Origin of the sequence: Streptomyces tendae (assembly GCF_008632955.1) — a bacterium.
Lineage (GTDB): Bacteria > Actinomycetota > Actinomycetes > Streptomycetales > Streptomycetaceae > Streptomyces.
Genome location: NZ_CP043959.1, coordinates 5,285,548 through 5,308,831, shown reverse-complemented (window position 1 = coordinate 5,308,831; position 23,284 = coordinate 5,285,548). Strand labels below are relative to the sequence as shown.

Annotated in this window: 21 protein-coding genes; 11 read left to right on the top strand and 10 right to left on the bottom strand. The window is 73.5% G+C overall.

Going from position 1 to position 23,284, the window contains the following annotated elements:
• Nucleotides 1–324 precede the first annotated feature (324 nt).
• The gene (locus F3L20_RS24440) at nt 325–1,122 is read left to right on the top strand and encodes an endo alpha-1,4 polygalactosaminidase (RefSeq protein WP_431193177.1); all 798 of its coding nucleotides are present in this window, start codon (nt 325–327) and stop codon (nt 1,120–1,122) included.
• Here F3L20_RS24440 and F3L20_RS24435 read toward each other — a convergent pair.
• Nucleotides 1,082–1,687: an RDD family protein gene (locus F3L20_RS24435; protein ID WP_240810743.1), complete on the bottom strand. Its 606-nt coding sequence runs from the start codon at nt 1,685–1,687 to the stop codon at nt 1,082–1,084. The genes F3L20_RS24440 and F3L20_RS24435 overlap by 41 nt on opposite strands.
• A gap of 83 nt (nt 1,688–1,770) precedes the next feature.
• Nucleotides 1,771–2,562 carry an adenosylcobinamide-GDP ribazoletransferase gene (locus F3L20_RS24430; RefSeq protein WP_150156168.1) on the bottom strand — a complete coding sequence of 264 codons (792 nt, stop codon included), beginning with the start codon at nt 2,560–2,562 and terminating at the stop codon, nt 1,771–1,773.
• Between the two features lie 60 nt (nt 2,563–2,622).
• Here F3L20_RS24430 and F3L20_RS24425 point away from each other — a divergent pair, with 60 nt between their 5' ends.
• A complete protein-coding gene (locus tag F3L20_RS24425) occupies nt 2,623–3,384 on the top strand; it encodes a hypothetical protein (RefSeq protein ID WP_150156167.1) in 762 nt (253 codons plus the stop codon).
• Between the two features lie 404 nt (nt 3,385–3,788).
• On the opposite strand, the gene cobT is transcribed toward F3L20_RS24425, so the two are convergent.
• Nucleotides 3,789–4,853 (bottom strand): nicotinate-nucleotide--dimethylbenzimidazole phosphoribosyltransferase, encoded by a 1,065-nt coding sequence (gene cobT / locus F3L20_RS24420; protein WP_150156166.1) that lies wholly within the window; start codon nt 4,851–4,853, stop codon nt 3,789–3,791.
• A 222-nt stretch (nt 4,854–5,075) separates the two neighbouring features.
• Here cobT and F3L20_RS24415 point away from each other — a divergent pair, with 222 nt between their 5' ends.
• The gene (locus F3L20_RS24415; RefSeq protein ID WP_150156165.1) at nt 5,076–6,119 is read left to right on the top strand and encodes a class I SAM-dependent methyltransferase; all 1,044 of its coding nucleotides are present in this window, start codon (nt 5,076–5,078) and stop codon (nt 6,117–6,119) included.
• A 364-nt stretch (nt 6,120–6,483) separates the two neighbouring features.
• Here the strand turns inward: F3L20_RS24415 and F3L20_RS24410 are convergent, their stop codons facing one another.
• Complete coding sequence (locus F3L20_RS24410; protein ID WP_150156164.1) at nt 6,484–7,683, bottom strand: bifunctional adenosylcobinamide kinase/adenosylcobinamide-phosphate guanylyltransferase; 1,200 nt, start codon at nt 7,681–7,683, stop codon at nt 6,484–6,486.
• A 115-nt stretch (nt 7,684–7,798) separates the two neighbouring features.
• Between F3L20_RS24410 and F3L20_RS24405 the strand changes: the two genes are divergently transcribed.
• Nucleotides 7,799–8,041 carry a hypothetical protein gene (locus F3L20_RS24405; RefSeq protein ID WP_150156163.1) on the top strand — a complete coding sequence of 81 codons (243 nt, stop codon included), beginning with the start codon at nt 7,799–7,801 and terminating at the stop codon, nt 8,039–8,041.
• Between the two features lie 68 nt (nt 8,042–8,109).
• Here F3L20_RS24405 and F3L20_RS24400 read toward each other — a convergent pair whose 3' ends face one another.
• The gene (locus F3L20_RS24400) at nt 8,110–8,787 is read right to left on the bottom strand and encodes a methyltransferase domain-containing protein (protein ID WP_150156162.1); all 678 of its coding nucleotides are present in this window, start codon (nt 8,785–8,787) and stop codon (nt 8,110–8,112) included.
• 83 nt (nt 8,788–8,870) lie between these two features.
• Nucleotides 8,871–9,509, bottom strand: a complete 639-nt coding sequence (locus F3L20_RS24395) for a DUF3043 domain-containing protein (protein WP_145825366.1) — start codon at nt 9,507–9,509, stop codon at nt 8,871–8,873.
• Nucleotides 9,510–9,778: 269 nt separating this feature from the next.
• Between F3L20_RS24395 and F3L20_RS24390 the strand changes: the two genes are divergently transcribed.
• The 5 genes from F3L20_RS24390 (at nt 9,779) to F3L20_RS24370 (ending at nt 16,177) form a co-directional block, all read left to right on the top strand.
• Entirely contained in the window at nt 9,779–10,570 is a 792-nt protein-coding gene (locus F3L20_RS24390) for a PspA/IM30 family protein (protein ID WP_261383800.1), read from the top strand.
• Between the two features lie 20 nt (nt 10,571–10,590).
• Nucleotides 10,591–10,872: a PspA-associated protein PspAA gene (pspAA, locus tag F3L20_RS24385; RefSeq protein ID WP_145825365.1), complete on the top strand. Its 282-nt coding sequence runs from the start codon at nt 10,591–10,593 to the stop codon at nt 10,870–10,872.
• Nucleotides 10,873–10,965: 93 nt separating this feature from the next.
• Nucleotides 10,966–12,189, top strand: coding sequence for a sensor histidine kinase (locus tag F3L20_RS24380; RefSeq protein ID WP_150156161.1), 1,224 nt, complete (start codon nt 10,966–10,968; stop codon nt 12,187–12,189).
• Between the two features lie 22 nt (nt 12,190–12,211).
• Nucleotides 12,212–12,895: a response regulator gene (locus F3L20_RS24375; RefSeq protein WP_145825363.1), complete on the top strand. Its 684-nt coding sequence runs from the start codon at nt 12,212–12,214 to the stop codon at nt 12,893–12,895.
• A gap of 165 nt (nt 12,896–13,060) precedes the next feature.
• On the top strand, nt 13,061–16,177 hold the full coding sequence (locus F3L20_RS24370) for an efflux RND transporter permease subunit (RefSeq protein WP_150156160.1): 3,117 nt from the start codon (nt 13,061–13,063) through the stop codon (nt 16,175–16,177).
• A 76-nt stretch (nt 16,178–16,253) separates the two neighbouring features.
• On the opposite strand, the gene nadA is transcribed toward F3L20_RS24370, so the two are convergent.
• Nucleotides 16,254–17,438, bottom strand: coding sequence for a quinolinate synthase NadA (gene nadA, locus F3L20_RS24365; RefSeq protein ID WP_150156159.1), 1,185 nt, complete (start codon nt 17,436–17,438; stop codon nt 16,254–16,256).
• A 286-nt stretch (nt 17,439–17,724) separates the two neighbouring features.
• Between nadA and erpA the strand changes: the two genes are divergently transcribed.
• On the top strand, nt 17,725–18,081 hold the full coding sequence (gene erpA, locus F3L20_RS24355; RefSeq protein ID WP_019522019.1) for an iron-sulfur cluster insertion protein ErpA: 357 nt from the start codon (nt 17,725–17,727) through the stop codon (nt 18,079–18,081).
• 95 nt (nt 18,082–18,176) lie between these two features.
• Here erpA and F3L20_RS24350 read toward each other — a convergent pair whose 3' ends face one another.
• Nucleotides 18,177–20,270, bottom strand: coding sequence for a hypothetical protein (locus F3L20_RS24350; protein ID WP_431193176.1), 2,094 nt, complete (start codon nt 20,268–20,270; stop codon nt 18,177–18,179).
• Between the two features lie 143 nt (nt 20,271–20,413).
• Nucleotides 20,414–20,623 carry a hypothetical protein gene (locus F3L20_RS24345; protein ID WP_150156157.1) on the bottom strand — a complete coding sequence of 70 codons (210 nt, stop codon included), beginning with the start codon at nt 20,621–20,623 and terminating at the stop codon, nt 20,414–20,416.
• Between the two features lie 129 nt (nt 20,624–20,752).
• Between F3L20_RS24345 and F3L20_RS24340 the strand changes: the two genes are divergently transcribed.
• Nucleotides 20,753–21,727: a carbohydrate kinase family protein gene (locus F3L20_RS24340; RefSeq protein ID WP_145825358.1), complete on the top strand. Its 975-nt coding sequence runs from the start codon at nt 20,753–20,755 to the stop codon at nt 21,725–21,727.
• A 5-nt stretch (nt 21,728–21,732) separates the two neighbouring features.
• Here F3L20_RS24340 and F3L20_RS24335 read toward each other — a convergent pair whose 3' ends face one another.
• On the bottom strand, nt 21,733–23,121 hold the full coding sequence (locus tag F3L20_RS24335; RefSeq protein ID WP_150156156.1) for a cysteine desulfurase/sulfurtransferase TusA family protein: 1,389 nt from the start codon (nt 23,119–23,121) through the stop codon (nt 21,733–21,735).
• Between the last annotated feature and the right edge of the window lie 163 nt (nt 23,122–23,284).

The following is a 23,284-nucleotide window of genomic DNA, read 5'->3' as shown; positions in this document are numbered from 1 at the left end:
GCCTCCCCGGTACGGCGAACACTCGCCCCGAGCCTACGCGCGTACGCGCCCGCGCTCATGGCCGGTGCACCGGGCCCCACGCCGGGTGCCCCGCCCCGGTGCGGCCGATGCCACGCCGGGCACACACCCGCCCGGCAGGGACCGAGGCGCGCCCACCCGTGCCGTCCGCGGGCTGCCCCGGCGTGCCGCGTCCGGGCCGGGCGGCGGGTGCCGCGGGCGGTGGCCGGTTCGTGTGCCCGGGGGGACGGGGCGGGTGATCATGGGGTGTTGCCGTGTCGTCCGGGTACGGCGGCACGAGTGTCTGGGGAGCGTTGAGTGAGACGAGTGTGCGCAGTGGCCGGCCTGCTGGCCCTGGTCCTGGTGCTGGCGGGGTGCGGCAAGGGTTCGGGGGCGGACGCGAGGCCGTCCCCGGGACCGTCGGACGGGCGCTGGCAGCCGCGGCCGGGTGTCGATTGGCAGTGGCAGCTCACCGGGCGACTCGACACCTCCGTCGACGTCCCCGTGTACGACATCGACGGCTTCCACCACTCGAAGGAGACCGTCGACGCGCTGCACCGTGACGGCCGCAAGGTCATCTGCTACCTGTCCACCGGGGCCTGGGAGGACTTCCGTCCGGACGCCGGCGACTTCCCGGAGTCCGTGATCGGCCGGGGCAACGGCTGGGAGGGCGAGCGCTGGCTCGACATCCGCCGTACCGACGTGCTGGAGCCGCTGATGGCCGAGCGCCTCGACATGTGCCGGGACAAGGGCTTCGACGCCGTCGAGCCGGACAACATGGACGGCTACCGCAACCGCACCGGCTTCCCGCTCACCGCCGCCGACCAGCTCCGCTACAACCGGCTGATCGCCCGGCTGGCGCACGAGCGCGGCATGGCCGTCGGCCTGAAGAACGACCTGGACCAGATCCCGGAGCTGGTCGACGACTTCGACTTCGCGGTCAACGAACAGTGCGCCCAGTACGGCGAGTGCGACGAGCTCACCCCGTTCGTCGAGGCGGGCAAGGCCGTCCTCCACGCCGAGTACGAGCTGCCCACCGCCCGCTTCTGCGCCGACTCCCGCCGCCTGAAACTGAGTTCGCTGCTCAAGAAGTACGAACTCGGCTCATGGCGGCAGGCATGCTGAGCCGCACCGCGGTCACCGAGGTGCCGGCCACCCGGTCGGCGAGCGAGCGCCGCCGGGAGCCCAGCACCGGCAGCGCGTTCAGCAGGAACAGCGCCACCGCGGCCAGCCACACCAGCACCGACAGCAGGATCTCGCCCTCCACCAGCAGCACGCAGGCCACCGCGTAGACGACGACGTCGGTGGCCGTGGTCACCGCCGCGCGCAGCGCCGCCCGCCGGGGCGTGCGCGGGGTGACCTTCAGGCCGGTCAGGGCCTTGCCGAGGGTCCGCCCGGCGAGGGCGAGGCACGCCCACTGGTAGAGGTACGCGGCCATGGCCAGCAGCACGAACGCCTGCTGGACGTAGCCGACCGACCTGTCCCACAGGGACGTGCCGAGGGTGCCGGAGGCGCCGAGCACGTCACCGCGCGAGGTGAGCAGATCGAAGCCGCCGCGCGCGGCCAGTTCGGGCACGTCCGTCACCAGGGCGGACATCCGGTTGAAGGTGAGCACCGCCAGCAGTGAGGCGACGCTCACCACCAGCGCGAAGTCGATCACCCAGGCCATGGCACGACGCGGTGCCGACATCGACGTCCCCCGTTCGCTCGCCGGTTCGACCCACAGGCTAGCGGCGCCCCGCACGCCCTCCACAGGGGACGAGGGAGATCGTTTCAGCCCAGTGACAGGACGACCAGCGCGGTCGTCGCCGCCGTCTCCGCGAGCCCGCCGAACACGTCACCGGTCACCCCGCCGAACCGCCGTACGCAGTGGCGCAGCAGCAGTTCCGCGGCGCCGGCCGCCACCAGCACCGCGAGCCCGGCGCGCAGCGCGTCGAGGGCCCCCAGGGCCGCGCCGGCGCCGACGAGCACCCCGGTGACCAGGAGCACGGCGACCGCCGCGCCCCGCACCGGCACCACCCCCGCGACCGCCGCGCCCAGCCCCTCCGGCCGGGCGGGCGGCACGCCGGGGCGCGCGGCCAGGGTGAGGGCGAGCCGCGCCGCGACGGCCGACACCACGGCGGCCAGCGCGCCCCGCGCCCAGGAACCGCCGTACGCCTGCGTCAGCGCGGCCACCTGGGCCAGCAGCACGAGGACCAGCGTGAGCACCCCGAACGGCCCGACGTCCGACTGTTTCATGACGCGCAGGGCGTCCTCGGCGGGCTTGCCGCTGCCCAGCCCGTCCGCGGTGTCGGCCAGCCCGTCCAGGTGCAGGCCCCGGGTCAGCGCGGCGGGCACGGCGACGGAGGCCACGGCGGCGAGCGGCGGGCCCGCGCCGAGGAGCAGCAGCACCAGCCCCGTCCCGGCGGCCACCACGCCCACCACCAGGCCGACCACGGGCGCGCAGAGCATGCCGGCCCGCGCGGCCGCACGGTCCCAGCGGGTGAGCCCGGCCGGGAGGACGGTGAGGGTGCCGAAGGCGAAACGGAGTCCGTCGGCGGGGGAGGCGGAAGAGGGCGCGGGCACCGGCGCAGATTACCCGGCGGTCAGCAGGGCGCCGCCCGCACCCCTGGATAAAGTGCGCATATGGGACAGTGGCTGGAGCGGAACATCATCGAGCCGGGCAAGCTCCCGCTGCTTCTCGCGCTGACGGCCTTCGTCCTCACCTTCGTGATCACCCGGATCATCACCCGTCTGATCAGGGCCGGCAAAGGCCCCTTCGGCAACGTCACCGCGGGCTCGGTGCACATCCACCACGTGGTGCCCGGCGTCATCCTCACCGTGATCGGCGGCTTCGGCTCGGTGGCGGGCGGCGGACACGGCTTCGGCTCGTACTTCAGCGCGGTGCTCTTCGGCGTCGGTACGGGACTGGTCCTGGACGAGTTCGCGCTGATCCTCCACCTGGACGACGTGTACTGGTCCGAGGCCGGGCGCAAGAGCGTGGAGATGGTGGCGCTCACGGCGGCGCTGGTGGGGCTGCTGCTGTTCGGGTTCGCGCCGTTCGGTGTCAACGACCTCTCCCAGGACGAACTGCAGAACCGCGCGGGCGCCCTCACCGGCATCGCCGTCAACTTCGGCTTCGCGCTGATCGCCCTGAGCAAGGGGAAGGTGCGGCTCGCGGTCTTCGGCGTGATCATCCCGCTCGTGGCGCTCGTCGGCTCCCTGCGGCTGGCCCGCCCCGGCTCCCCTTGGGCGAAACGCTTCTATCGCCGACGGCATCGGGCCCGCGCGAAGTCGCTCCTGCGTGCGTACCACCACGACCGCCGCTGGGTTCGCCCGGCTCGGGCACTGCAGGACTGGCTGGGCGGCAAACCGGACCCGCCCAAACCCTTGCAACGCACGAACTGAAGCCCTTCCAGGGCCAGAAACACGGGGAGGGACCATGACCCCCAGGGGCGCGGGGAACTGCGCAAACGGCAGCGAAAGCCCCCTGCCCCCAGAAACACGGGGAGGGACCATCACCCCCCAGGGGCGCGGGGAACTGCGCAAACGGCAGCGAAAGCCACCCGCGCCCGGAAACAGGGGGAGGGACCATCACCCCCCAGGGGCGCGGGGAACTGCGGAAACGGCAGGGCAACCCACGCTGCCCCTCGGGGGCTTCGCCCCCGGACCCCCTCCGCGCAGTTCCCCGCGCCCCTAAGGGGCGTACCTCCCCCCGCGTCCCGGAAGGGCGCACCCCCGCGCGTCCCGGAAGGGCGCACCCCCGCGCGTCCCGGAAGGGCGCATCCCCCGCGTCACGAAGGGCGCAAGCCCTACTCGCCCTTGCCGACACCCTCCCGCACCGGCAACTCAGCGGCCAGCGCCGAAGCGGCCTGCACCAACGGCAGCGCCAGCAACGCCCCCGCCCCTTCACCCACACGGACCCCCTGCGGCAGCAACGGCTCCAACGCCATCCGGTCCAGCGCCTTCGCCTGCCCCGGCTCCCCGCTCATGTGCGACGCCAGCCACCAGTCCGGCGCCCGGAACGCCACCCGCTGCGCCACCAGCGCACACGCCGCCGTCACCACCCCGTCCAGCAGCACCGGCAGCTTCCGCACGGCGCTCTGCAGCAGGAACCCCGTCATCGCGGTGAGGTCCGCACCGCCGACCGTCGCCAGCAGCCGCAACTGGTCACCCAGCACCGGCCGCGCCCGCCGCAACGCGTCCCGGATCGCCGCGCACTTGCGCATCCACGCCAGGTCGTCGATCGCCAGGCCGCCCCGCCCGGTCACCACCGAAGCGTCCGTCCCGCACAGCGCGGCCACCAGCACGCCCGCCGCCGTCGTGCCGCCGACACTGACGTCGCCCAGCACCACCAGATCCGTACCGGAGTCGGCCTCCTCGTCCGCCACGGCCATTCCCGCGCGGAACGCGGCCTCCGCCTCCTCCGGGGTCAGCGCGTCCTCGACGTCGATCCGCCCGCTGCCCCGCCGCACCCGGTGGCGTACGACGTCCTCGGGCAGCGACGCCGGGTCGCAGTCCAGGGACATGTCGACCACCCGCACCGGCACGCCCAGCCGCCGCGCCAGCACGGAGACCGGACGGCCCCCCTCCAGCACGTCCCGCACCAGTTCCACCGCGGTGCCCGCGGCGCGTGAGGAGACGTCCAGCTGCGCGACGCCGTGATCGCCCGCGAACAGCACCACCCGCGGCCGTTCGACCGGCCGCACCGGCACCGCGGACTGCGCCGCCGCCAGCCACTCACTGAGGTCGTCCAGGCGGCCCAGCGACCCGGGCGGGACGTCCAGGCGGGCCCGGTGCTCCTCCGCGTCACGGCGCACCCCGCCGTCCGGACGCTCGATCAGATCGGTGAAGTCGTCGAGATTAAGCGAGCTCATTCGCCGAACAGTACCGGCCCCGGTCGAACACCCCGATGCGCCGGTCGTCCCCACGTTCGCCGCCTCACCCCCACCACGCCACCCCGGCGGTGATCCACCCTGCGAGGCCCTCCCGTACGTAACGTTTTGCTCGGGAATGCCGGAGATCCCTCCGTCCGTGCCCGACCGTCCCCGCACGTCGCGCCACCCGCGTGCCGTACGCCCTCACGCCGGGAGCCGCCCATGTCCGCCACCGCCTCCGACACCGCGTTCCCCGCCCCGCACGGCTCCGCCCGGGTGCACGAACCGCGCCGCGCGGACTGCCCCTGGTGCGGCTCCGCGCGGCTGCGGACCCGGCTGAGAACGGGGGACCTGCGCCGGCACCGGCCCGGACTGTTCACCGTCGACGAGTGCCGCGACTGCGGGCACACCTTCCAGAACCCCCGGCTCACCCCCGAGGGCCTGGCCTTCTACCGGCGGGCCGTGCGCGGCGCCCCCCGCGACCCCGCCACCGAACGGGTCCTCGCCCTGCACGCCGTACGGCACCGCCGCCGCGCCGCCGCCCGCGCGATGCTGCCCTTCGGTGAGCCGGAGAGCTGGCTGGACGTCGGCACCGGACTCGCCCGATTCCCGCAGACCGCCCGGGAGTTCTTCCCGTACACCGCGTTCGACGGCACCGACCTCACCGTGCGTGTGGAGCGGGCCCGTGACCTCGGGTGGGTGGAGGAGGCGCACGTCGGGCCGCTCACCGACCCGCGGGTGCTGGCCCGGCTGGCCGGCCGCTACGACGTGGTCAGCCTGCTGCACCACCTGGAGCGCACCACCGACCCGCGCGCCGAACTGCACGCCGCCCTTGACGCGCTGCGCCCCGGCGGCCACCTGCTGATCGAGACCCTCGACCCCCGCTGCGCGTACGCCGCGCTGTTCGGCCGCTGGTGGCTGCCCTACGACCAGCCCCGCAGGCTGCACCTGCTGCCCCGCCGCAACCTCCGCGAGGAACTCCTGGCACGCGGCTGCGAGATCGTCACCGCCGGGCACCGCGCCGCACACGTGCCGCACGACCTGGCCGGCCTGACCGCCCTCGCGCTCTCCCACGCGCTGCCCGCCCCGGACACCCCCTGGCGGGCGGTCCCGCCCTCACCGGCGCAACAGCGCCTGCGGACGGTGCTGCTGAGCGCGGGGACCCCGCTGGTCGTCGCCGCCGCGGCGGCCGACCTGGCCCTCGCCCCCCTGGCCCGCCACACCCCGTTCGCCAACACCTACCGGGTCATCGCCCGCAAACCGTGACTATGCCCGCCCATCCCGTCCGCGAGCCTCCCGCGCCCCGCGCCGCCCCGGCAGACCACCACCGGCCGGCCCGGGCGGGCCAGGTCGTGGCCGGGGAACCCGCCGGCGGGTTCGTGTACAAGGCCGGGGTGCTGGGCGGGCCCGTTGCCGAGTCACCGGCTCGTCCCGGCCCGTGCTCCGGCGGTCCCGTCGCCGGTCCACCAGCGCCCCGTGCCGTGGTCGGCGGCCCGCTGCCCGGTCATCCAAGTGAGCAAGGGCCGTGGTCCCAGGAGCCGTTGCCCTGCGGTCCGTGCGGGAGGCCGGGTGCCGGTCGGCGCGGAACGAGGGCGTTGCGACGGCTCCTCAAGGCGTCGCGGGCGCCTCGTCAGCCCCGCAGGACCAGTGCCTGGCCCGCCACCACCAGGAGGACCTGCTCGCACTCCTGGGCGAACGCCGCGTTCAGGCGGCCCAGTTCGTCGCGGTAGCGGCGCCCGGACGCGGTGGCCGGGACGATGCCCGAGCCGACCTCGTTGGAGACGGCGACCACGGTGCGCCGGGTCTCGCGCACCGCGTCCGTCAGCGCCCGCACCCGCTCCCGCAGGGCCCGCTCGCCGCCGTCCGCCCACTCCGCGTCGTCCCACGCGCCCACCGCGTCCATCGCGTCCGTCAGCCACAGCGACAGGCAGTCGACCAGGAGGGGCGGGCCGTCGTCCTTGAACAGCGGGACCAGATCACAGGTCTCCACCGTGCGCCAGGAACCCGGCCGCCGTTCCTGGTGCGCGGACACCCGTGACGCCCACTCGGTGTCCCCGTTGCGCGAGCCGCCGGTCGCCACGTACAGCACCTCGGGGAACGCCTCGAGGCGCCGCTCCGCCTCCACCGACTTGCCCGAACGGGCCCCGCCCAGCACCAGGGTGCGCCGCGGCACGTCCGGCACGTCCTCGTAGGCGCCGACCTCCAGCGTGGTGCCGTCCGGCACGGCACGCGCCCCGGCCGCCGCCAGCCGGCGCCGCACCTCGGCGCCCGGCGGCACGTCGTGGTCCAGATGGACGGCGATCACGTCCGTGGTGGGGACCACCGCGCCCACCTCCCGCAGCCGCGCCAGCGCGTCCGGACGCCCCAGGACGTCCAGCACCACCATCGCGTACGGCTCGGCAGGCGCCTCCAGCCCGGCCGGCGCCCCGCCCGGCGGCAGGTACAGCAGCCGCTGCCCGTCCGGACCGGTCACCGCGTACCCGGTGCCGGGCGCGTCCATCGCCACCGCCCGCACCCGATGCCCCGTCAGCAGCGCCAACTCCCGCCCGTCCGGGACCCGTCCCGGCTGCGGCAGCCCGGCCGGCACCTCCACCGCCGGGCCGTCGTGCGGGTGCGACAGCAGCACCTGGCGCACCCCGCCCAGCGATCGTCCCGCACGGGCGGCGGCGAAGGCCGCGCCCGGCGTCAGGTCGAGCAGCAGCGCGCCGTCCACCAGCAGCGAGGTCGCCGCCCGCGCGTCCGGGCCGAGCGCGCACGCGCACGCGGCGCAGGGACAGTCGGGGCGGGGCAGTCCCGCGGGGGCACCGGTGCCGAGCAGAGTCAGTTCCACGCCCCGATTCTCACCTTTCCCCACAGCCGATGCCCGTCCGACTACGCTCTTGGTCAGGAGCCGGACCAAGATCCGGCTTCTGTCGTGCAGTGAGCTCACACCATGGGAGGCGTACATGGCGGCATGGACGTGGCGGTTCGAGAAGGCCGACGGGACGCAGGTCGAGCCCGCGGTGCCGCCGGAGGAGTTCCCCACGCAGGGGGACGCCGAGTCCTGGATCGGGGAGAACTGGAAGGCCCTCCTGGAGGGCGGCGCCGACCAGGTGCGCCTCTCGGAGGACAGCACGGAGATCTACGGTCCGATGAGCCTTCACGCGGAGACGGAGACGGAGACCGAAGCCGCCGACGACGGGGCGTGAGCCCTGGGGCGGGCCGCGGGTCACCCCGCCCCGCCGGCGGGGCCGCGTCCGCTGCCGGGGCTGAGCCCTCAGCCCCGGACCCCGCACAGGTGCAGCAGCGAGGCGACGCCCCGGTAGGGGTCCGTCCGCCCGGCCCGGTCCTCGACCGCGAGCACCGCGTCGAGGTCGTCGGGGAGCACCGCGTCGTCCGCCACCGTGTCGGTGAAGACCCGCACGCCGTACCACGTGTGCAGCGGCGCCCCGATCCCGGCGAGGGTCGCGGTCAGCCGCTTCAGCCCGTAGGACGCCGTGGGCGGGCAGAACGCCGCCAGCGCGCAGGCCCAGTCGCCGGACAGCCCCGCCCGCATCGCGGCGGCGTCGCCGTTGCGCACCAGCAGGGACAGCATCCCGCCGGGCGCCAGCATCCGCGCCACCCCGGCGAGCAGCGCGTCCGGCTCCTCGACGTCGTCCATGAGCACGCCATGACAGAGCACGACGTCGAAGCTGCCCGGCAGGAAGTGCACACCGGTGTCCCCGGCATGGCCCTCGATGATGCGCATCCGCTCCCGGATGCCCTCGGGCTCCCCGGCGAAGGTCTCCCGGGCGGCCGTGATCGACGCTGCGTCCTGCTCGACACCCGTGACCTGATGGCCGGCCCGGGCCAGCCGGAGCGCCTGCGCCCCCCGGCCCATGCCGACGTCGAGCACACGCAGCCGCCGCCCGACCGGGAAGCGCCCCACTATCTGCTCCTCCAGCTGGCGGGCCACCAGCTCCTCGCGGACGACGTCACGCAGTCCGCCGAGCCCGCTCGGCAGGCCCCGCGCCGTGCCGTCCGTGAACGGCGTCGTGCTCAGGGCCGCTCCCCGCGCTTGACCTGGGGCTTGGGCAGCCGCAGCCGGCGCATCTGGAGCGTGCGCATCAGGGCGTAGGCGACCGCGCCGCGCCGGTTCTCGTCCGGGAAGCGCTCGGCGAGCGTCTTCTTCAGCCGGAAGCCGGTCACGATCGAGTCGAGCACGATCATCACGATGACCACGAGCCACAGCAGCAGCGCGATGTTCTGCAGCTGCGGCACCTGGACCAGGCTCAGCACGAGGATGACCACGGCCATCGGCAGGAAGTACTCCGCGATGTTGAACCGCGAGTCCACGTAGTCGCGGGCGAACCGGCGCACCGGCCCCTTGTCGCGCGCGGGCAGGTAACGCTCGTCGCCGCTGGCCAGCGCCTGGCGCTGACGCTCCAGTGCGGCACGGCGCTCCTCGCGCTGACGCTTGGAGGCGTCCTTGCGCGTCATGCTCGTGTTGGCCACGCTGCGGCGCTGCGACTGGGCCGCGCTGCGCTTGGGCGTGGGGCGGCCCTTGGGGGCCTCGGGGTGACGGGGCTGATTGGAGTCGGTCATCGTCGCCTTGTCGGCGGCGGACGCCTTCTCTTCCTTGGCACGGCTACGGAACACAAAACCCAAGGGTACGGGGTGGCCGGGGTTGGACCCCAGCGCCGCGGGGAACGATCCGGCAACACCGGACGTCTTTCCCTAGGACAGATGGGGACGTAGCGGGGGTCTCCGGGACGACCGGCGGGCCGCCCTGGGGAACCACCTACTCCTCACGCCGGACCGGGAGGGTACTCAGTCGTCCTTGGGGATGAGCGCATCCGTCCCCGAACAGTGCGGTAATGGATGCAGGGCCCGTACTGTGGGTTCTGTCGCAGGTGCTGGAGCTGGAGTCCGTCAGAAGGGGGCGCGCGAAGCCCATGAGCGGTGTCATGAAGCGTATGGGGATGATCTTCCGCGCGAAGGCGAACAAGGCCCTTGACCGGGCCGAGGACCCGCGCGAAACCCTCGATTACTCGTACCAGAAGCAGCTGGAACTGCTCCAGAAGGTCCGCCGGGGCGTCGCCGACGTGGCGACCTCCCGCAAGCGGCTGGAGCTCCAGCTCAACCAGCTCCAGTCCCAGTCGGGCAAGCTGGAGGACCAGGGCCGCAAGGCGCTCGCGCTCGGCCGCGAGGACCTGGCGCGCGAGGCGCTCTCCCGCCGCGCCGCGCTCCAGCAGCAGGTGACGGACCTGGAGACGCAGCACGCCACGCTCCAGGGCGAGGAGGAGAAGCTGACCCTCGCGGCGCAGCGGCTCCAGGCCAAGGTGGACGCCTTCCGCACCAAGAAGGAGACCATCAAGGCCACCTACACCGCCGCGCAGGCGCAGACCCGGATCGGCGAGGCCTTCTCCGGCATCTCCGAGGAGATGGGCGACGTCGGCCTGGCGATCCAGCGCGCCGAGGACAAGACCGCCCAGCTCCAGGCGCGGGCCGGCGCGATCGACGAACTGCTCGCCTCCGGCGCCCTCGACGACCAGTCCGGCATGCACAAGGACGACATCCAGGCCGAGCTGGACCGCCTCTCCGGCGGCACGGACGTGGAGCTGGAACTGCAGCGCATGAAGGCCGAGCTGGCCGGCGGCGGCTCCGGTGACCGGCAGGCCATCGAGGGCGGCCAGGGAGAGGCCCAGCCCCAGGCCCAGCAGCAGCCGCAGGACACCCCGCGCTTCGACAAGCAGTAGCCCACGCCGAGGAGGGCGACATGATCGTACGGATCATGGGGGAGGGGCAGGTGACGCTGGCCGAGAGCCGGCTCGCCGAGCTGAACAAGCTGGACGAGGAACTGCTCGCCGAGATGGAGAACGGCGACGGTCCCGGCTTCCGCGCGACGCTCAAGGCACTGCTGGACAAGGTGCACGAGCTGGGCGAGCCGGTGCCGGACGACTCCCTGGAGCCGTCCGACCTCATCCTGCCGTCCCCCGACGCCACCCTCGAGGAGGTCCGTGACCTCCTGACCGACGACGGCCTCATCCCGGGCACCTGAGGGCGTCCCGGGAAGACCTGGTCGAATCGTCCGCAGAGAGGGGGGAACCGGGGTGCGCCGCACGGGCGTCCGCCCCGGTCACCGCAAGCAGCCGTGAGCACCCTGACGCGCGCCCGGTGCCGGGCGCGGGCCCACCCCACCGCAGTGGACGCGGCGCTGGCCGCCGGCGTCCTGCTGTGCATGGTCGCGGGGTCGTTCGTCGACCCGCACGACCCCGAGGGGGTCCGCTGGGGTCTGCGCACCCCCGACCCGCTCAGCCTGGTCCTGATGACGCTCGGCGCCGCCGCGCTCGTCTTCCGGCGCCGCGCCCCCCGTACGGTGCTGGGTGTGGCCGGCGGTCTCTCCGTCGTCGAGTCCGTCACCGGCGACCCCCGCGCGCCCGTCGCCATGTGCGCGGTGATCGCCCTCTACACCGTCGCCGCCACCACCGACCGCCCCACCACCTGGCGGCTCGGCCTGCTCACCATGACCGTCCTGACCGGCACCGCGATGGCCGCGGGACCCCTGCCCTGGTACGCCCAGGAGAACCTGGCGATCTTGGCCTGGACCGGGATCGGCGCCACCGCCGGGGACGCCGTGCGCAGCCGCCGTGCCTTCGTCCAGGCCATCCGCGAGCGCGCCGAACGGGCCGAACGCACCCGGGAGGAAGAGGCCCGCCGCCGGGTCGCCGAGGAGCGCCTGCGCATCGCCCGCGACCTGCACGACGTGGTCGCCCACCACATCGCCCTGGTCAACGTCCAGGCCGGGGTCGCCGCCCACGTCATGGACAAGCGGCCCGACCAGGCCAAGGAGGCCCTCGCCCACGTCCGCGAGGCCAGCCGGCACGCGCTCGGCGAACTGCGTGCCACCGTCGGCCTGCTGCGCCAGTCCGGCGACCCGGAGGCGCCCACCGAGCCGGCTCCCGGACTGGACCGCCTCGACGAACTCGCCGGCACCTTCCGCAACGCCGGCCTGCGCGTCGAGGTGGCCCGCGCCGACCAGGGCACCGAACTGCCGGCCGCCGTCGACCTGGCGGCGTACCGGATCATCCAGGAGGCGCTGACCAACGTGCAGAGGCACGCCGGGGCCGGCGCGCGGGCCGAGGTCAGCGTCGTACGCGTCGGACCGCACATCGAGGTCACGGTGCTCGACGACGGCAGCGACGGGGGCCACGAGCACACCCCCGGCGGCGGGCACGGCCTGCTCGGCATGCGGGAACGCGTCACCGCCCTGCGCGGCACCCTGACCACCGGCCCCCGCTACGGCGGCGGCTTCCGCGTGCATGCGATCCTGCCCGTCGAACCCCGCACCTCCACCGCCCCGGGCGGCCGCCCGTGACCGACGCCCCGCTGGAGACCGCATGACGATCCGTGTCCTGCTCGCCGACGACCAGGCCCTGCTGCGCAGCGCCTTCCGCGTCCTCGTCGACTCCGAGCCGGACATGGAGGTGGTGGGCGAGGCGTCCGACGGCGCGGAGGCGGTCCGGCTGGCGCGCGAGCACCTCCCCGACGTCGTCCTCATGGACATCCGCATGCCCGGCACCGACGGGCTCGCCGCCACCCGCGAGATCAGCGCCGACCCCGCGCTCTCCGGGGTGCGGGTGGTGATACTGACGACCTTCGAGGTCGACGACTACGTGGTGCAGTCGCTGCGGGCCGGCGCCTCCGGGTTCCTCGGCAAGGGCTCCGAACCCGGCGAGATGCTCGGCGCGGTCCGCATCGCCGCCGGAGGCGAGGCACTGCTGTCCCCGGTGGCCACGAAGGGCCTGATCGCCCGCTTCCTCGCCCAGGAGGGCCCCTCCGGCCCCGACCGCGATCCCGACCGCGCCGAGCGCCTCGGCTCGCTCACCGTGCGCGAGCGGGAGGTGCTCGTCCAGGTCGCGGGCGGCCACTCCAACGACGAGATCGCCGAACGCCTCGAGGTCAGCCCTCTCACCGTGAAGACGCACGTCAACCGCGCCATGGCCAAGCTGGGAGCCCGCGACCGTGCGCAGCTCGTGGTGATCGCCTACGAGTCCGGACTGGTCCGTCCAAGGGTGGACTGAGCCCCGGCGGGCGTACTGCGGCGGGAGTACGCGCCCCCGGAGAGATTGGACCTCGGGTCTACGGATCGGCCCTCCGCCATGGCTCAGGGTGTAGAGCGGGCCGCCCACTGTGCGCGCGGCCGCCTGCCGGACTTTCGCCGCTCGACGGAAAAGAGACCCTGACCCATGTCCTGGCTGTCCAGATTCAGCCTCGCGCAACGGGCGCTGATCGGACTGATGTCGATCATCGCGCTCGTCTTCGGGGCGATCGCGATTCCACAGCTGAAACAGCAGCTCCTGCCCACCATCGAACTGCCCATGGTCTCCGTGATCGCGCCCTACCAGGGCGCCTCGCCGGACGTGGTCGAGAAGCAGGTCGTCGAGCCCATCGAGGACAGCCTGGAGGCCGTCGACGGCATCTCCGGCGTCACCTCGAAGGCGAGCGAGGGCACCGCCGTGATCATGGCGTCCTTCGACTTCGGCAACAACACCCAGCAGCTCGTCGCCGATGTGCAGCAGGCCGTGAACCGGGCCGGCGCCCGGCTGCCGTCCGGGGTGGACCCGCAGGTCGTCGCCGGTTCCACGGACGACATCCCGACCGTGGTGCTCGCCGTCACCTCCGACCAGGACCAGCAGGCGCTCGCCGACCAGCTGGACCGCACGGTGGTGCCCGCGCTGAAGGGCATCGACGGCGTCGGCCAGGTCCAGGTGGACGGCGTTCGCGACCTCCAGGTCACCGTCGTCCCCGACGCCGCGAAGCTCGCCAGGGCGGGCCTGAGCACCCAGTCGATAGCGCAGGCCCTGCAGGCCGGCGGGGCGACCGTGCCGGCGGGCTCCTTCGACGAGAACGGCGCCAACCGCACCGTCCAGGTGGGCGGCGGCTTCACCTCGGTGCGCCAGATCCAGGACCTGATGGTCACCGCCGCACCCGGTGCGGGCAAGCCCGTCCGGCTCGGTGACGTCGCCACCGTGCGCCAGGAGGAGGCGGGCTCCGACTCCCTCACCCGCACCAACGGCAGGCCGAGTCTCGCCGTGATGGCCACCATGGACCACGACGGCAGCGCGGTCGCCATCTCCGAGGCCGTCGAGGACAAGCTGCCCGAGCTGCGCGAGGACCTCGGCGACGGCGCCACCCTCACCGTGGTCAGCGACCAGGGCCCCGCGGTCTCCAAGGCCATCGAGGGCCTGACCACCGAGGGCGCGCTCGGTCTGCTCTTCGCCGTGCTGGTGATCCTGGTCTTCCTCGCGTCGGTCCGCTCCACGCTCGTCACCGCCGTGTCCATCCCGCTGTCGGTGGTGCTCGCCCTGATCGTGCTGTGGACCCGCGACCTGTCCCTGAACATGCTGACGCTCGGCGCCCTGACCATCGCCATCGGCCGCGTCGTGGACGACTCCATCGTCGTCCTGGAGAACATCAAGCGGCACCTCGGCTACGGCGAGGAACGCCAGGCGGCCATCATGAACGCGGTGCGCGAGGTGGCCGGCGCGGTCACCTCCGCCACGCTCACCACGGTCGCCGTGTTCCTGCCGATCGGCCTGGTCGGGGGCATGGTGGGCGAGCTGTTCGGCTCCTTCAGCCTCACCGTCACCGCCGCGCTGCTGGCGTCCCTGCTGGTGTCGCTGACGGTCGTCCCGGTGCTGTCGTACTGGTTCCTGCGGCCCCCCAAGGGCACCCCGGAGGACGCCGAGCAGGCCCGCCGGCTGGCGGAGGAGAAGGAGGCCAGGAGCCGGCTGCAGCGCACCTACGTGAGCGTGCTGCGGTTCGCCACCCGGCGCCGGCTGGCCAGCGTGGCCATCGCCGTGGTCGTCCTGATCGCCACCTTCGCCATGGCGCCGCTGCTGAAGACCAACTTCTTCGACGCGGGCGAGCAGCAGGTCCTCACCGTCCAGCAGAAGCTGAAGCCCGGCACCAGCCTGGCCGCCACCGACGCCCAGGCCAAGAAGGTCGAGCGGCTGCTCGACGACACCGAGGGCGTGCGGGACTACCAGGTGACGGTCGGCTCGTCCGGCTTCATGGCCGCCTTCGGCGGAGGTACGGACACCAACCAGGCGACCTACCAGGTCATGCTGGAGGACTCCGCGTCATCCGCGGACGTGCGGGACAGCCTGGAGAAGGGCCTCGGCGAGCTCGACGGCATCGGCACCACCACCGTGGCGGCCGGAGACGGCTTCGGCAGCCAGGACCTGAGTGTGGTGGTCAAGGCCGCCGACGCGCAGGTGCTGCGCAAGGCGGCCGAGCAGGTGCGTGACGCGGTGGCCTCGCTGGACGACGTCACCGACGTCACCAGCGACCTCTCGCAGAGCGTGCCCCGCATCTCGGTGAAGCCCACCGACAAGGCCGCCGCGGCCGGCTTCGACGCCCAGACCCTCGGGACGGCCGTCGCCCAGTCGGTGAAGGGCACCCCGGTCGGCAAGGCGGTCCTCGACGACGCCGAGCGCGACGTCGTCATCCGCTCGGCGCGACCCGCCACCACCGCGGACCAGCTGCGCGAGCTGCGCCTCGGCGCGGTGAAGCTCGGCGACATCGCCACCGTGCAGGTGGTGGACGGTCCGGTCTCCATGACCCGGATCGACGGCCAGCGCGCGGCCACCGTCACCGCCCGCCCGGTCGGCGACAACACGGGCGCCGTGGGAACGGAGCTCCAGACGAAGATCGACGAGCTGACGCTGCCCGCGGGCGCGACGGCCGAGATCGGCGGCGTGACCGAGGACCAGGACGAGGCGTTCGTCAACCTGGGCCTGGCCATGCTGGCCGCGATCGCGATCGTCTTCATGCTGCTGGTCGGCACCTTCCGGTCGCTGGCCCAGCCGCTGATCCTGCTGGTGTCCATCCCGTTCGCGGCGACCGGCGCGATCGGCCTGCTGCTGGTCACCGGCACCCCGATGGGCGTCCCGGCGATGATCGGCATGCTGATGCTGATCGGCATCGTGGTCACCAACGCGATCGTGCTGATCGACCTGATCAACCAGTACCGCAAGCAGGGCTACGGTGTCGTCGAGGCCGTGCTGGAGGGCGGCCGGCACCGACTGCGGCCGATCCTGATGACGGCCCTGGCGACCGTCTTCGCGCTGCTCCCGATGGCGCTCGGTGTCACCGGCGAGGGCGGCTTCATCGCCCAGCCGCTCGCGGTCGTGGTGATCGGCGGTCTGATCACGTCGACCCTGCTCACCCTGCTGCTCGTCCCGACGCTCTACGCGATGCTGGAGCTCCGCAAGGAGCGCCGCGCGAAGAAGCGCGCGGCGAAGCGGGAGACGGCCGCCCAGCAGCGGACGCCCGAGAAGCCGGCCCCGGCGCAGGTCTGATCCGCGGCACGGCGAAGGCCCCCGTCCGGCACCCACAGGTGCCGGACGGGGGCCTTCGCCGTGTGCCGTGCCGGTGTTACGGCAGCGCCAGCATGCGCTCCAGGGCGAGCTTGGCGAACGCCTCCGTCTCCTTGTCCACCTCGATGCGGTTGACCAGGTTCCCCTCGGCGAGGGACTCCAGGGCCCACACCAGGTGGGGGAGGTCGATGCGGTTCATCGTCGAGCAGAAGCAGACCGTGCGGTCGAGGAACACGATCTCCTTGTCCTCGGAAGCGAAACGGTTCGCCAGGCGGCGGACCAGGTTCAGCTCGGTGCCGATGGCCCACTTGGAGCCGGCCGGGGCCGCCTCCAGCGTCTTGATGATGTACTCGGTCGAGCCGACGTGGTCCGCCGCGGCCACGACCTCGTGCCGGCACTCGGGGTGCACCAGGACGTTGACGCCCGGGATGCGCTCGCGGACCTCCTCGACCGAGTCGAGGCTGAAGCGGCCGTGCACCGAGCAGTGACCGCGCCACAGGATCATCTTGGCGCCGCGCAGCTCCTCCGCCGTCAGTCCGCCGTTCGGCTTGTGCGGGTTGTAGACGACGCAGTCCTCCAGCGACATCCCCATGTCACGCACCGCCGTATTGCGGCCCAGGTGCTGGTCGGGGAGGAACAGGACCTTCTCGCCCTGCTGGAACGCCCAGTCCAGGGCGCGCTTGGCGTTGGAGGAGGTGCAGATCGTGCCGCCGTGCTTGCCGGTGAAGGCCTTGATGTCGGCGGAGGAGTTCATGTACGAGACGGGGACGACCTGCTCGGCCACCCCGGCCTCGGTCAGCACGTCCCAGCACTCGGCCACCTGCTCGGCGGTGGCCATGTCGGCCATGGAGCAGCCGGCCGCGAGGTCCGGCAGGACCACCTTCTGGTCGTCGCCGGTGAGGATGTCGGCGGACTCGGCCATGAAGTGCACACCGCAGAAGACGATGTACTCGGCCTGCGGGCGCGCGGCCGCGTCCCGCGCCAGCTTGAAGGAGTCGCCCGTGACGTCGGCGAACTGGATGACCTCGTCACGCTGGTAGTGGTGGCCGAGGACGAAGACCTTGTCCCCGAGCTTCTCCTTGGCCGCGCGGGCGCGCTCCACTAGGTCGGGGTCGGACGGCGAGGGGAGGTCGCCGGGACACTCCACACCGCGCTCGCTCCTCGGGTCGGCCTCACGGCCGAGGAGCAGCAGGGCGAGGGGCGTCGGCTGGACGTCGAGCTCCGGGGTCTGGGCGGTGGTCACGACACGCACCCTTTCTGTTCTGGCGACTTCTCGTCGAAATGACGCTATCTATCATAACCGGTTCACGTCACTTTGACGATGGCCATAGCGTCCATGTGACGTGAATCTAGGCGGCCGCCCGTTCATTCCCGCCAGGCCCCGACAAGGGACGGTTTCCGCTCCGCACGGCGTGTGCGAGCATGAAGAGCGAGGCGAGGAAATCACGCGCCCGGCCCGGAATGAATCCGCGGTCCCGCCGGTTGCAACCGTCGGCAAGCAGTCTCCGTACAACCCGGGAGAGATGTAGATGTCCGTATCGGACGAGACCACCACCGTCACCGACGGCATCGTCCTGACCGACGCCGCCGCGTCCAAGGTCAAGGCCCTGCTCGACCAGGAAGGCCGTGACGACCTCGCCCTGCGCGTCGCCGTCCAGCCCGGCGGCTGCTCCGGCCTGCGCTACCAGCTCTTCTTCGACGAGCGCTCGCTCGACGGCGACGTGGTGAAGGACTTCGGCGGTGTGAAGGTCGTCACCGACCGCATGAGCGCCCCGTACCTGGGCGGCGCCACCATCGACTTCGTCGACACCATCGAGAAGCAGGGCTTCACGATCGACAACCCCAACGCCACCGGCTCCTGCGCCTGCGGCGACTCCTTCAGCTGAGCGCACCGCCCGGTCCGGAGTACCGGTCCGGAGCGTGACGAAGGCGGCGGCCCCGTGGACACGGGACCGCCGCCTTCGTCGTACGCGCCCGGCGGTCAGCGGCTACGGGGCGCCGGCAGGCGGGCGCCCTCCTTGTGCAGCGGCACCGGCTCGCCCCGCGCGTCCACGACCTCGCGGTCGCCGAGCGGCGCGTCCAGCCGTACCGTCTGCCGGTACTGCTTGGCGATCATGATGCACACCTTGTCCGGCCAGGGTGTCTCGGTCACCTTCACCGTGACCCTGCCCCCGCTCTCGCTCGCCGTCGCCTCGTAATCGGCGCACACGCCGCCGGAGAAGGTCACGGTGAGCTCGTCGCCCTCGGCGGTGTAGCCCTCCACCGCGACGTCCCGGGCGGCCGGCGCCGACGTCGGCTCGTCACCCGGCCGAGAGGGCCGCTCGCCCGGCTGCTCCCCGGACCCGGTCGGCGAGGCGAGGAACGAGGGGGCGACCGCGGGGTGCGTCACGGTGAACGGACTGTCCGAACCCGCCGGCCGCACCTCGAACAGCCAGGACGGCACCAGCGCGGGCCGCCCGTCCACCGAGTGCGCGGCCAGCCCGAACACCGCGTCGTCGACCGAGACGGTGTCACCGGCCGGCTTCGTCGCCGGGGCGCACGGCTCCTCCTGCCGCTGCCCGTCCTCCAGCGGTACGGGGGTGGCGCAGCCGCCGATCTCCACCCGGTCCCCGGCGCCGGGAGCCCCGTTCATCGACGCCAGCGCCTCGTCGGCGCCGACCACGGGGTAGGTGTCCCCCTTCACCGGCTCCGCGAGCCGGCCGCTGCCGCCGACCACCTCACCGCCGGCGCCGACGACCACCCCGGTCGTCCAGCCGTAGGTCGGCAGGCCGCCGACCACCGGGTCGGCGTTCACCACGCGCCTGCCGTCCAGCAGCTGGCTCGCGTCCAGCTTGGCCTCGTCCTGGCCCACGGCCTTGAGAACGGGGGCGGCGGCCTTCTTCGCGGCGGCCTCGCTCACCGCGGGACCGCCGGTGCCGGACGGTGCCTTGCAGGTGGCGCCCTTGCAGTTGTCGCCGCCGGGGATGTTCCGGCTGAACGTCCAGGTGCCGGGGGCCTGCTGGTCGACGCGCAGGGTCGGTCCGGAGCCGTCCTGGCCGCCGATCCGCCACGAGGCGCCCTCGGCGACCGGCCGGCCTTCCATGCCCAGCGCCTTCGCCAGCGCGACCACCTTGTCCTCGGTCACCTGGCCCCGCGCGTGGTACACCGGCGCCGTGTCCGGGCCGTCGGGAAGCGTGCCGTCGGCGCGGTAGGTGGCGCCGTAGGGGTTGGGCTCGCCCGGTGCGATGGCGTTCGGGCCGCTCTCGGAGAAGCCGTCCAGGGCGAGCGGCGGGGGAGTGGGGTCACCGTTCGCCCCGGGAGCCGTCCCGGCCCCCTTGTCCTCGCCGGTCCCGGCCGCGAGGTACGCCCCTCCGCCTCCGACCAGCAGCACGGCGGCGGCGACGGAGGCGACCAGCACGGGCGAGCGCCGCCGGCCGGCCGCCGGCTCGCCGGCACCGGAGGGTCCACGCGCTCCCGTCAGCACCGGCTCGGCCCCGGCCGAACCCGCGCCGCCCGAGCCGCGCTCCTCGCCTGCGGCCGGCTGCTCCGCCCTGCCGGCGCTCGCGCCGGGCCTGCGCCCGCCGCGCCGGGCCGGCCGGGCTCCTTGGCATCGGCCGACGGCTGTGCGTCGCCCGGCGGGATCCGCGGTTGCCGGGGCCGGTGCCCCCGCCTCGGAAGGCCGGGTCTCACTCGCGCCCGCGCCGGTGGCCGCCTTCCCGGGCCGTCCGGAATCCTTCACTCCGGAGGGCTCCACCGACTGGTCCGCGGTCGCTTCAGCCGGGGACACAGAGGGCTCGGCCCCCGGTTCCGTCTCCTTCGGCCGGCCGGCCGGCGCCGCCTCACCCGTTCCGGTCCCCGTCACCGCGGTGCCCGCGCCCCGCGGCTCGGTCGCCTCGGCAGCCTCGGTCCCCTCGGCCTCGGACGTCGAGGAGTCCTCCGCACGACCGCCGGACGGTGCGGAGCCGGAATCTCCGCGATCCGGTGCGTCCGCCCGCGCCTGCCCCGGCTCGCGCTCCTGCGGTGCGCCCCCGGTGTCGGGCGCGTTGCCCGGGGCGGGGCGCGGCTCGTCGTCGTGGTCGGGTCGCTCGGTGTTCACCGCATCGCTCCTTCGCCTGCACAGCTGTCCCATGCGGACCCTGCCCGTTCGCACCCGGGCTGCCGAGGGTTCGTATCCCGCATCCCCTCTACGGGGGACAGCGATGGGACGCAGTGGGGGAGCGCGCGGTTCCCCGCGTCCGCTCAGTCGCCGTAGTCCGACATGGCGTCGAGCAGCCGCGCGGACGTGGACGGCACGCTCACGCCGTGGATGAGGGAGGGGGACACCGGCCGTGCCGCGGCCCGCTCGGGGACCGACCAGTGCGGGACCATCCGGGCGCAGTCGCCGCGCAGCGAGGTCAGGTCGCCCTCGAGGTCGGCCGGAGCGGTGCCGTGGACCTTGATGTTCGTCATGTCGGCACCGTATGCACGCAGGACGTCGCGAAGAAAGAGCTACTATCGGGTAGTTTCGGCTGCTTCTACGGGCCGTTCACACCCGGTAGCGTGAAGTGTCAAACCCCCTCCCCCAGGAGAATCCACGCCGTGCGCATCGCAGTCACCGGCTCCATCGCCACCGACCACCTCATGACCTTCCCCGGCCGGTTCGCCGACCAGTTCGTCGCGGACCAGCTGCACACGGTCTCGCTGTCCTTCCTGGTCGACAACCTGGACGTGCGACGCGGCGGGGTGGCCGCGAACATCGCCTTCGGCATGGGCCAGCTGGGCACCCGCCCGATCCTGGTCGGCGCCGCCGGCTTCGACTTCGACGAGTACCGCGCCTGGCTGGAGCGGCACGGCGTCGACACCGATTCCGTCCGCATCTCCGACACGCTGCACACCGCCCGCTTCGTGTGCACCACGGACGCCGACCACAACCAGATCGGCTCCTTCTACACGGGCGCGATGAGCGAGGCGCGGCTGATCGAGCTCAAGACCGTCGCCGACCGCGTGGGCGGCCTCGACCTGGTGTCCATCGGCGCCGACGACCCGGAGGCGATGCTCCGGCACACCGAGGAGTGCCGTTCCCGGGGCATCCCGTTCGCCGCCGACTTCTCCCAGCAGATCGCCCGTATGAACGGCGAGGAGATCCGGATACTGCTGGAAGGGGCGACCTACCTCTTCTCCAACGAGTACGAGAAGGGGCTCATCGAGACCAAGACCGGCTGGAGCGACGAGGAGATCCTCGCCAAGGTCGGCCACCGGGTCACCACCCTCGGCGCCCGCGGCGTGCGCATCGAGCGGGCCGGCGAGCCGGTGATCGAGGTCGCGTGCCCCGACGAGGAGCGCAAGGCCGACCCCACCGGCGTCGGTGACGCCTTCCGCGCGGGCTTCCTGTCGGGCCTCGCCTGGGGCGTCCCGCTGGAGCGCGCCGCGCAGGTCGGCTGCATGCTGGCGACGCTCGTCATCGAGACCGTCGGCACCCAGGAGTACCAGCTGCGCCGCGGTCACTTCATGGAGCGCTTCACCAAGGCCTACGGCGACGACGCCGCCGGCGAGGTGCGCCGCCACCTGGGCTGACCCGGTCAGGAGAGCCGGCGGACCACATAGGCCGCGCCCCGGTCCGCCGGCTGCTCACCGACGTACTCCTGCCCGCGCATCTCGCACCACGCCGGGATGTCCAGCCGGGCCGCCTCGTCGTCGGCGAGGACCCGTACCAGGCCGCCCACCGGCACCTCGCCGATCACCTTGGCCAGCTCGATCACCGGAATGGGGCAGCGCCGCCCCAGCGCGTCCACCACCAGCGCCTCGCCGCGCTCCTCGGTCACCACGTCCGTCCGGGACACCGGCGCGCCGAGCATCTCCCGCACCCCGGCCACCACCTCCGGCAGCACGGCGAGGAACCGCTCGACGTCCTCCTCCCGCGTGCCCGGCGGCAGCGAGACGCGCACATTGCCCTCGCTGAGCACCCCCATCGCCCTCAGCACATGGCTCGGCGTCAGGGTGCTGCTGGTGCAGGACGAGCCGGAGGACACCGAGAAGCCGGCCCGGTCCAGCTCGTGCAGCACCGTCTCCCCGTCCACGTAGAGACAGGAGAAGGTGACGACGCCCGGCAGCCGCCGCTCCGGGTCACCGACGACCTCCACGTCCGGCACCACGCCCGGCACCCGGACCCGGATCCGCTCCGTCAGCTCCCGCAGCCGGGCCGCCTCCCCGGCCGCCTCCGCCCGCACCGCCCGCAGCGACGCCGCCGCGGCCACGATCGCCGGGAGGTTTTCGAACCCGGCCGCCCGCCCCGACTCCCGCTCGTCGTGCGGACCCTGGGGCGCGAACCGTACGCCCTTGCGCACCACCAGCAGTCCGACCCCTGACGGTCCGCCCCACTTGTGGGCGCTCGCCGCCAGCAGGGACCAGTCGCCCTCCACCCGTCCCCAGCCCAGCGACTGGGCCGCGTCCACCAGCAGCGGCACCCCCGCCGCCCGGCACGCCTCCGCCGTGGCGGCCACCGGCTGGACCGTGCCCACCTCGTGGTTGGCGGACTGCAGACAGGCCAGCGCGGTGTCCTCCCGCAGCGCCCGCGCGTACCCGGACGGGCTGACGGCACCCGAACGGTCCACCGGGACCTCGGTGACCGTGCCGCCGCCCGCCCGGTGAACTTCCGCCGCATGGAGTACAGAAGAGTGTTCGACCGCTGACACGATCAGGTGATGCCCGGTGCGCCGCCTCCCGGCCAGCGCGCCCGCGATCCCGGAGTGCACGGCCGCGGTGCCCGACGGGGTGAACACCAGCTCGTCCGGACGGCAGCCCACCGCCTCCGCGGCGGCCTCCCGAGCGGCGTCGAGCAGCAGCCGCGCCCGCCGCCCCTCCTTGTACAACCGCGCCGGATCCGCCCACCCTTCGTCCAGGGCGGCCAACAGGGCCTGCCGGGCGACGGGGTGGAGCGGAACGGCGGAAGCGGCATCGAAGTAGGACACGCCACCACGCTAAGCGCCCCGGCGGGGAGGCGGGAACCGGCCGGGGCGCCCCCGCGTCCAGGCGGCCGGGTGACGGCCCGGATCCGGCCGCCGGACGACCCGAACACCCGGGCGATGAGGCGCTCGGTGTAACCCGCGGCGCGTATGGCACCCCTCCCCGCGA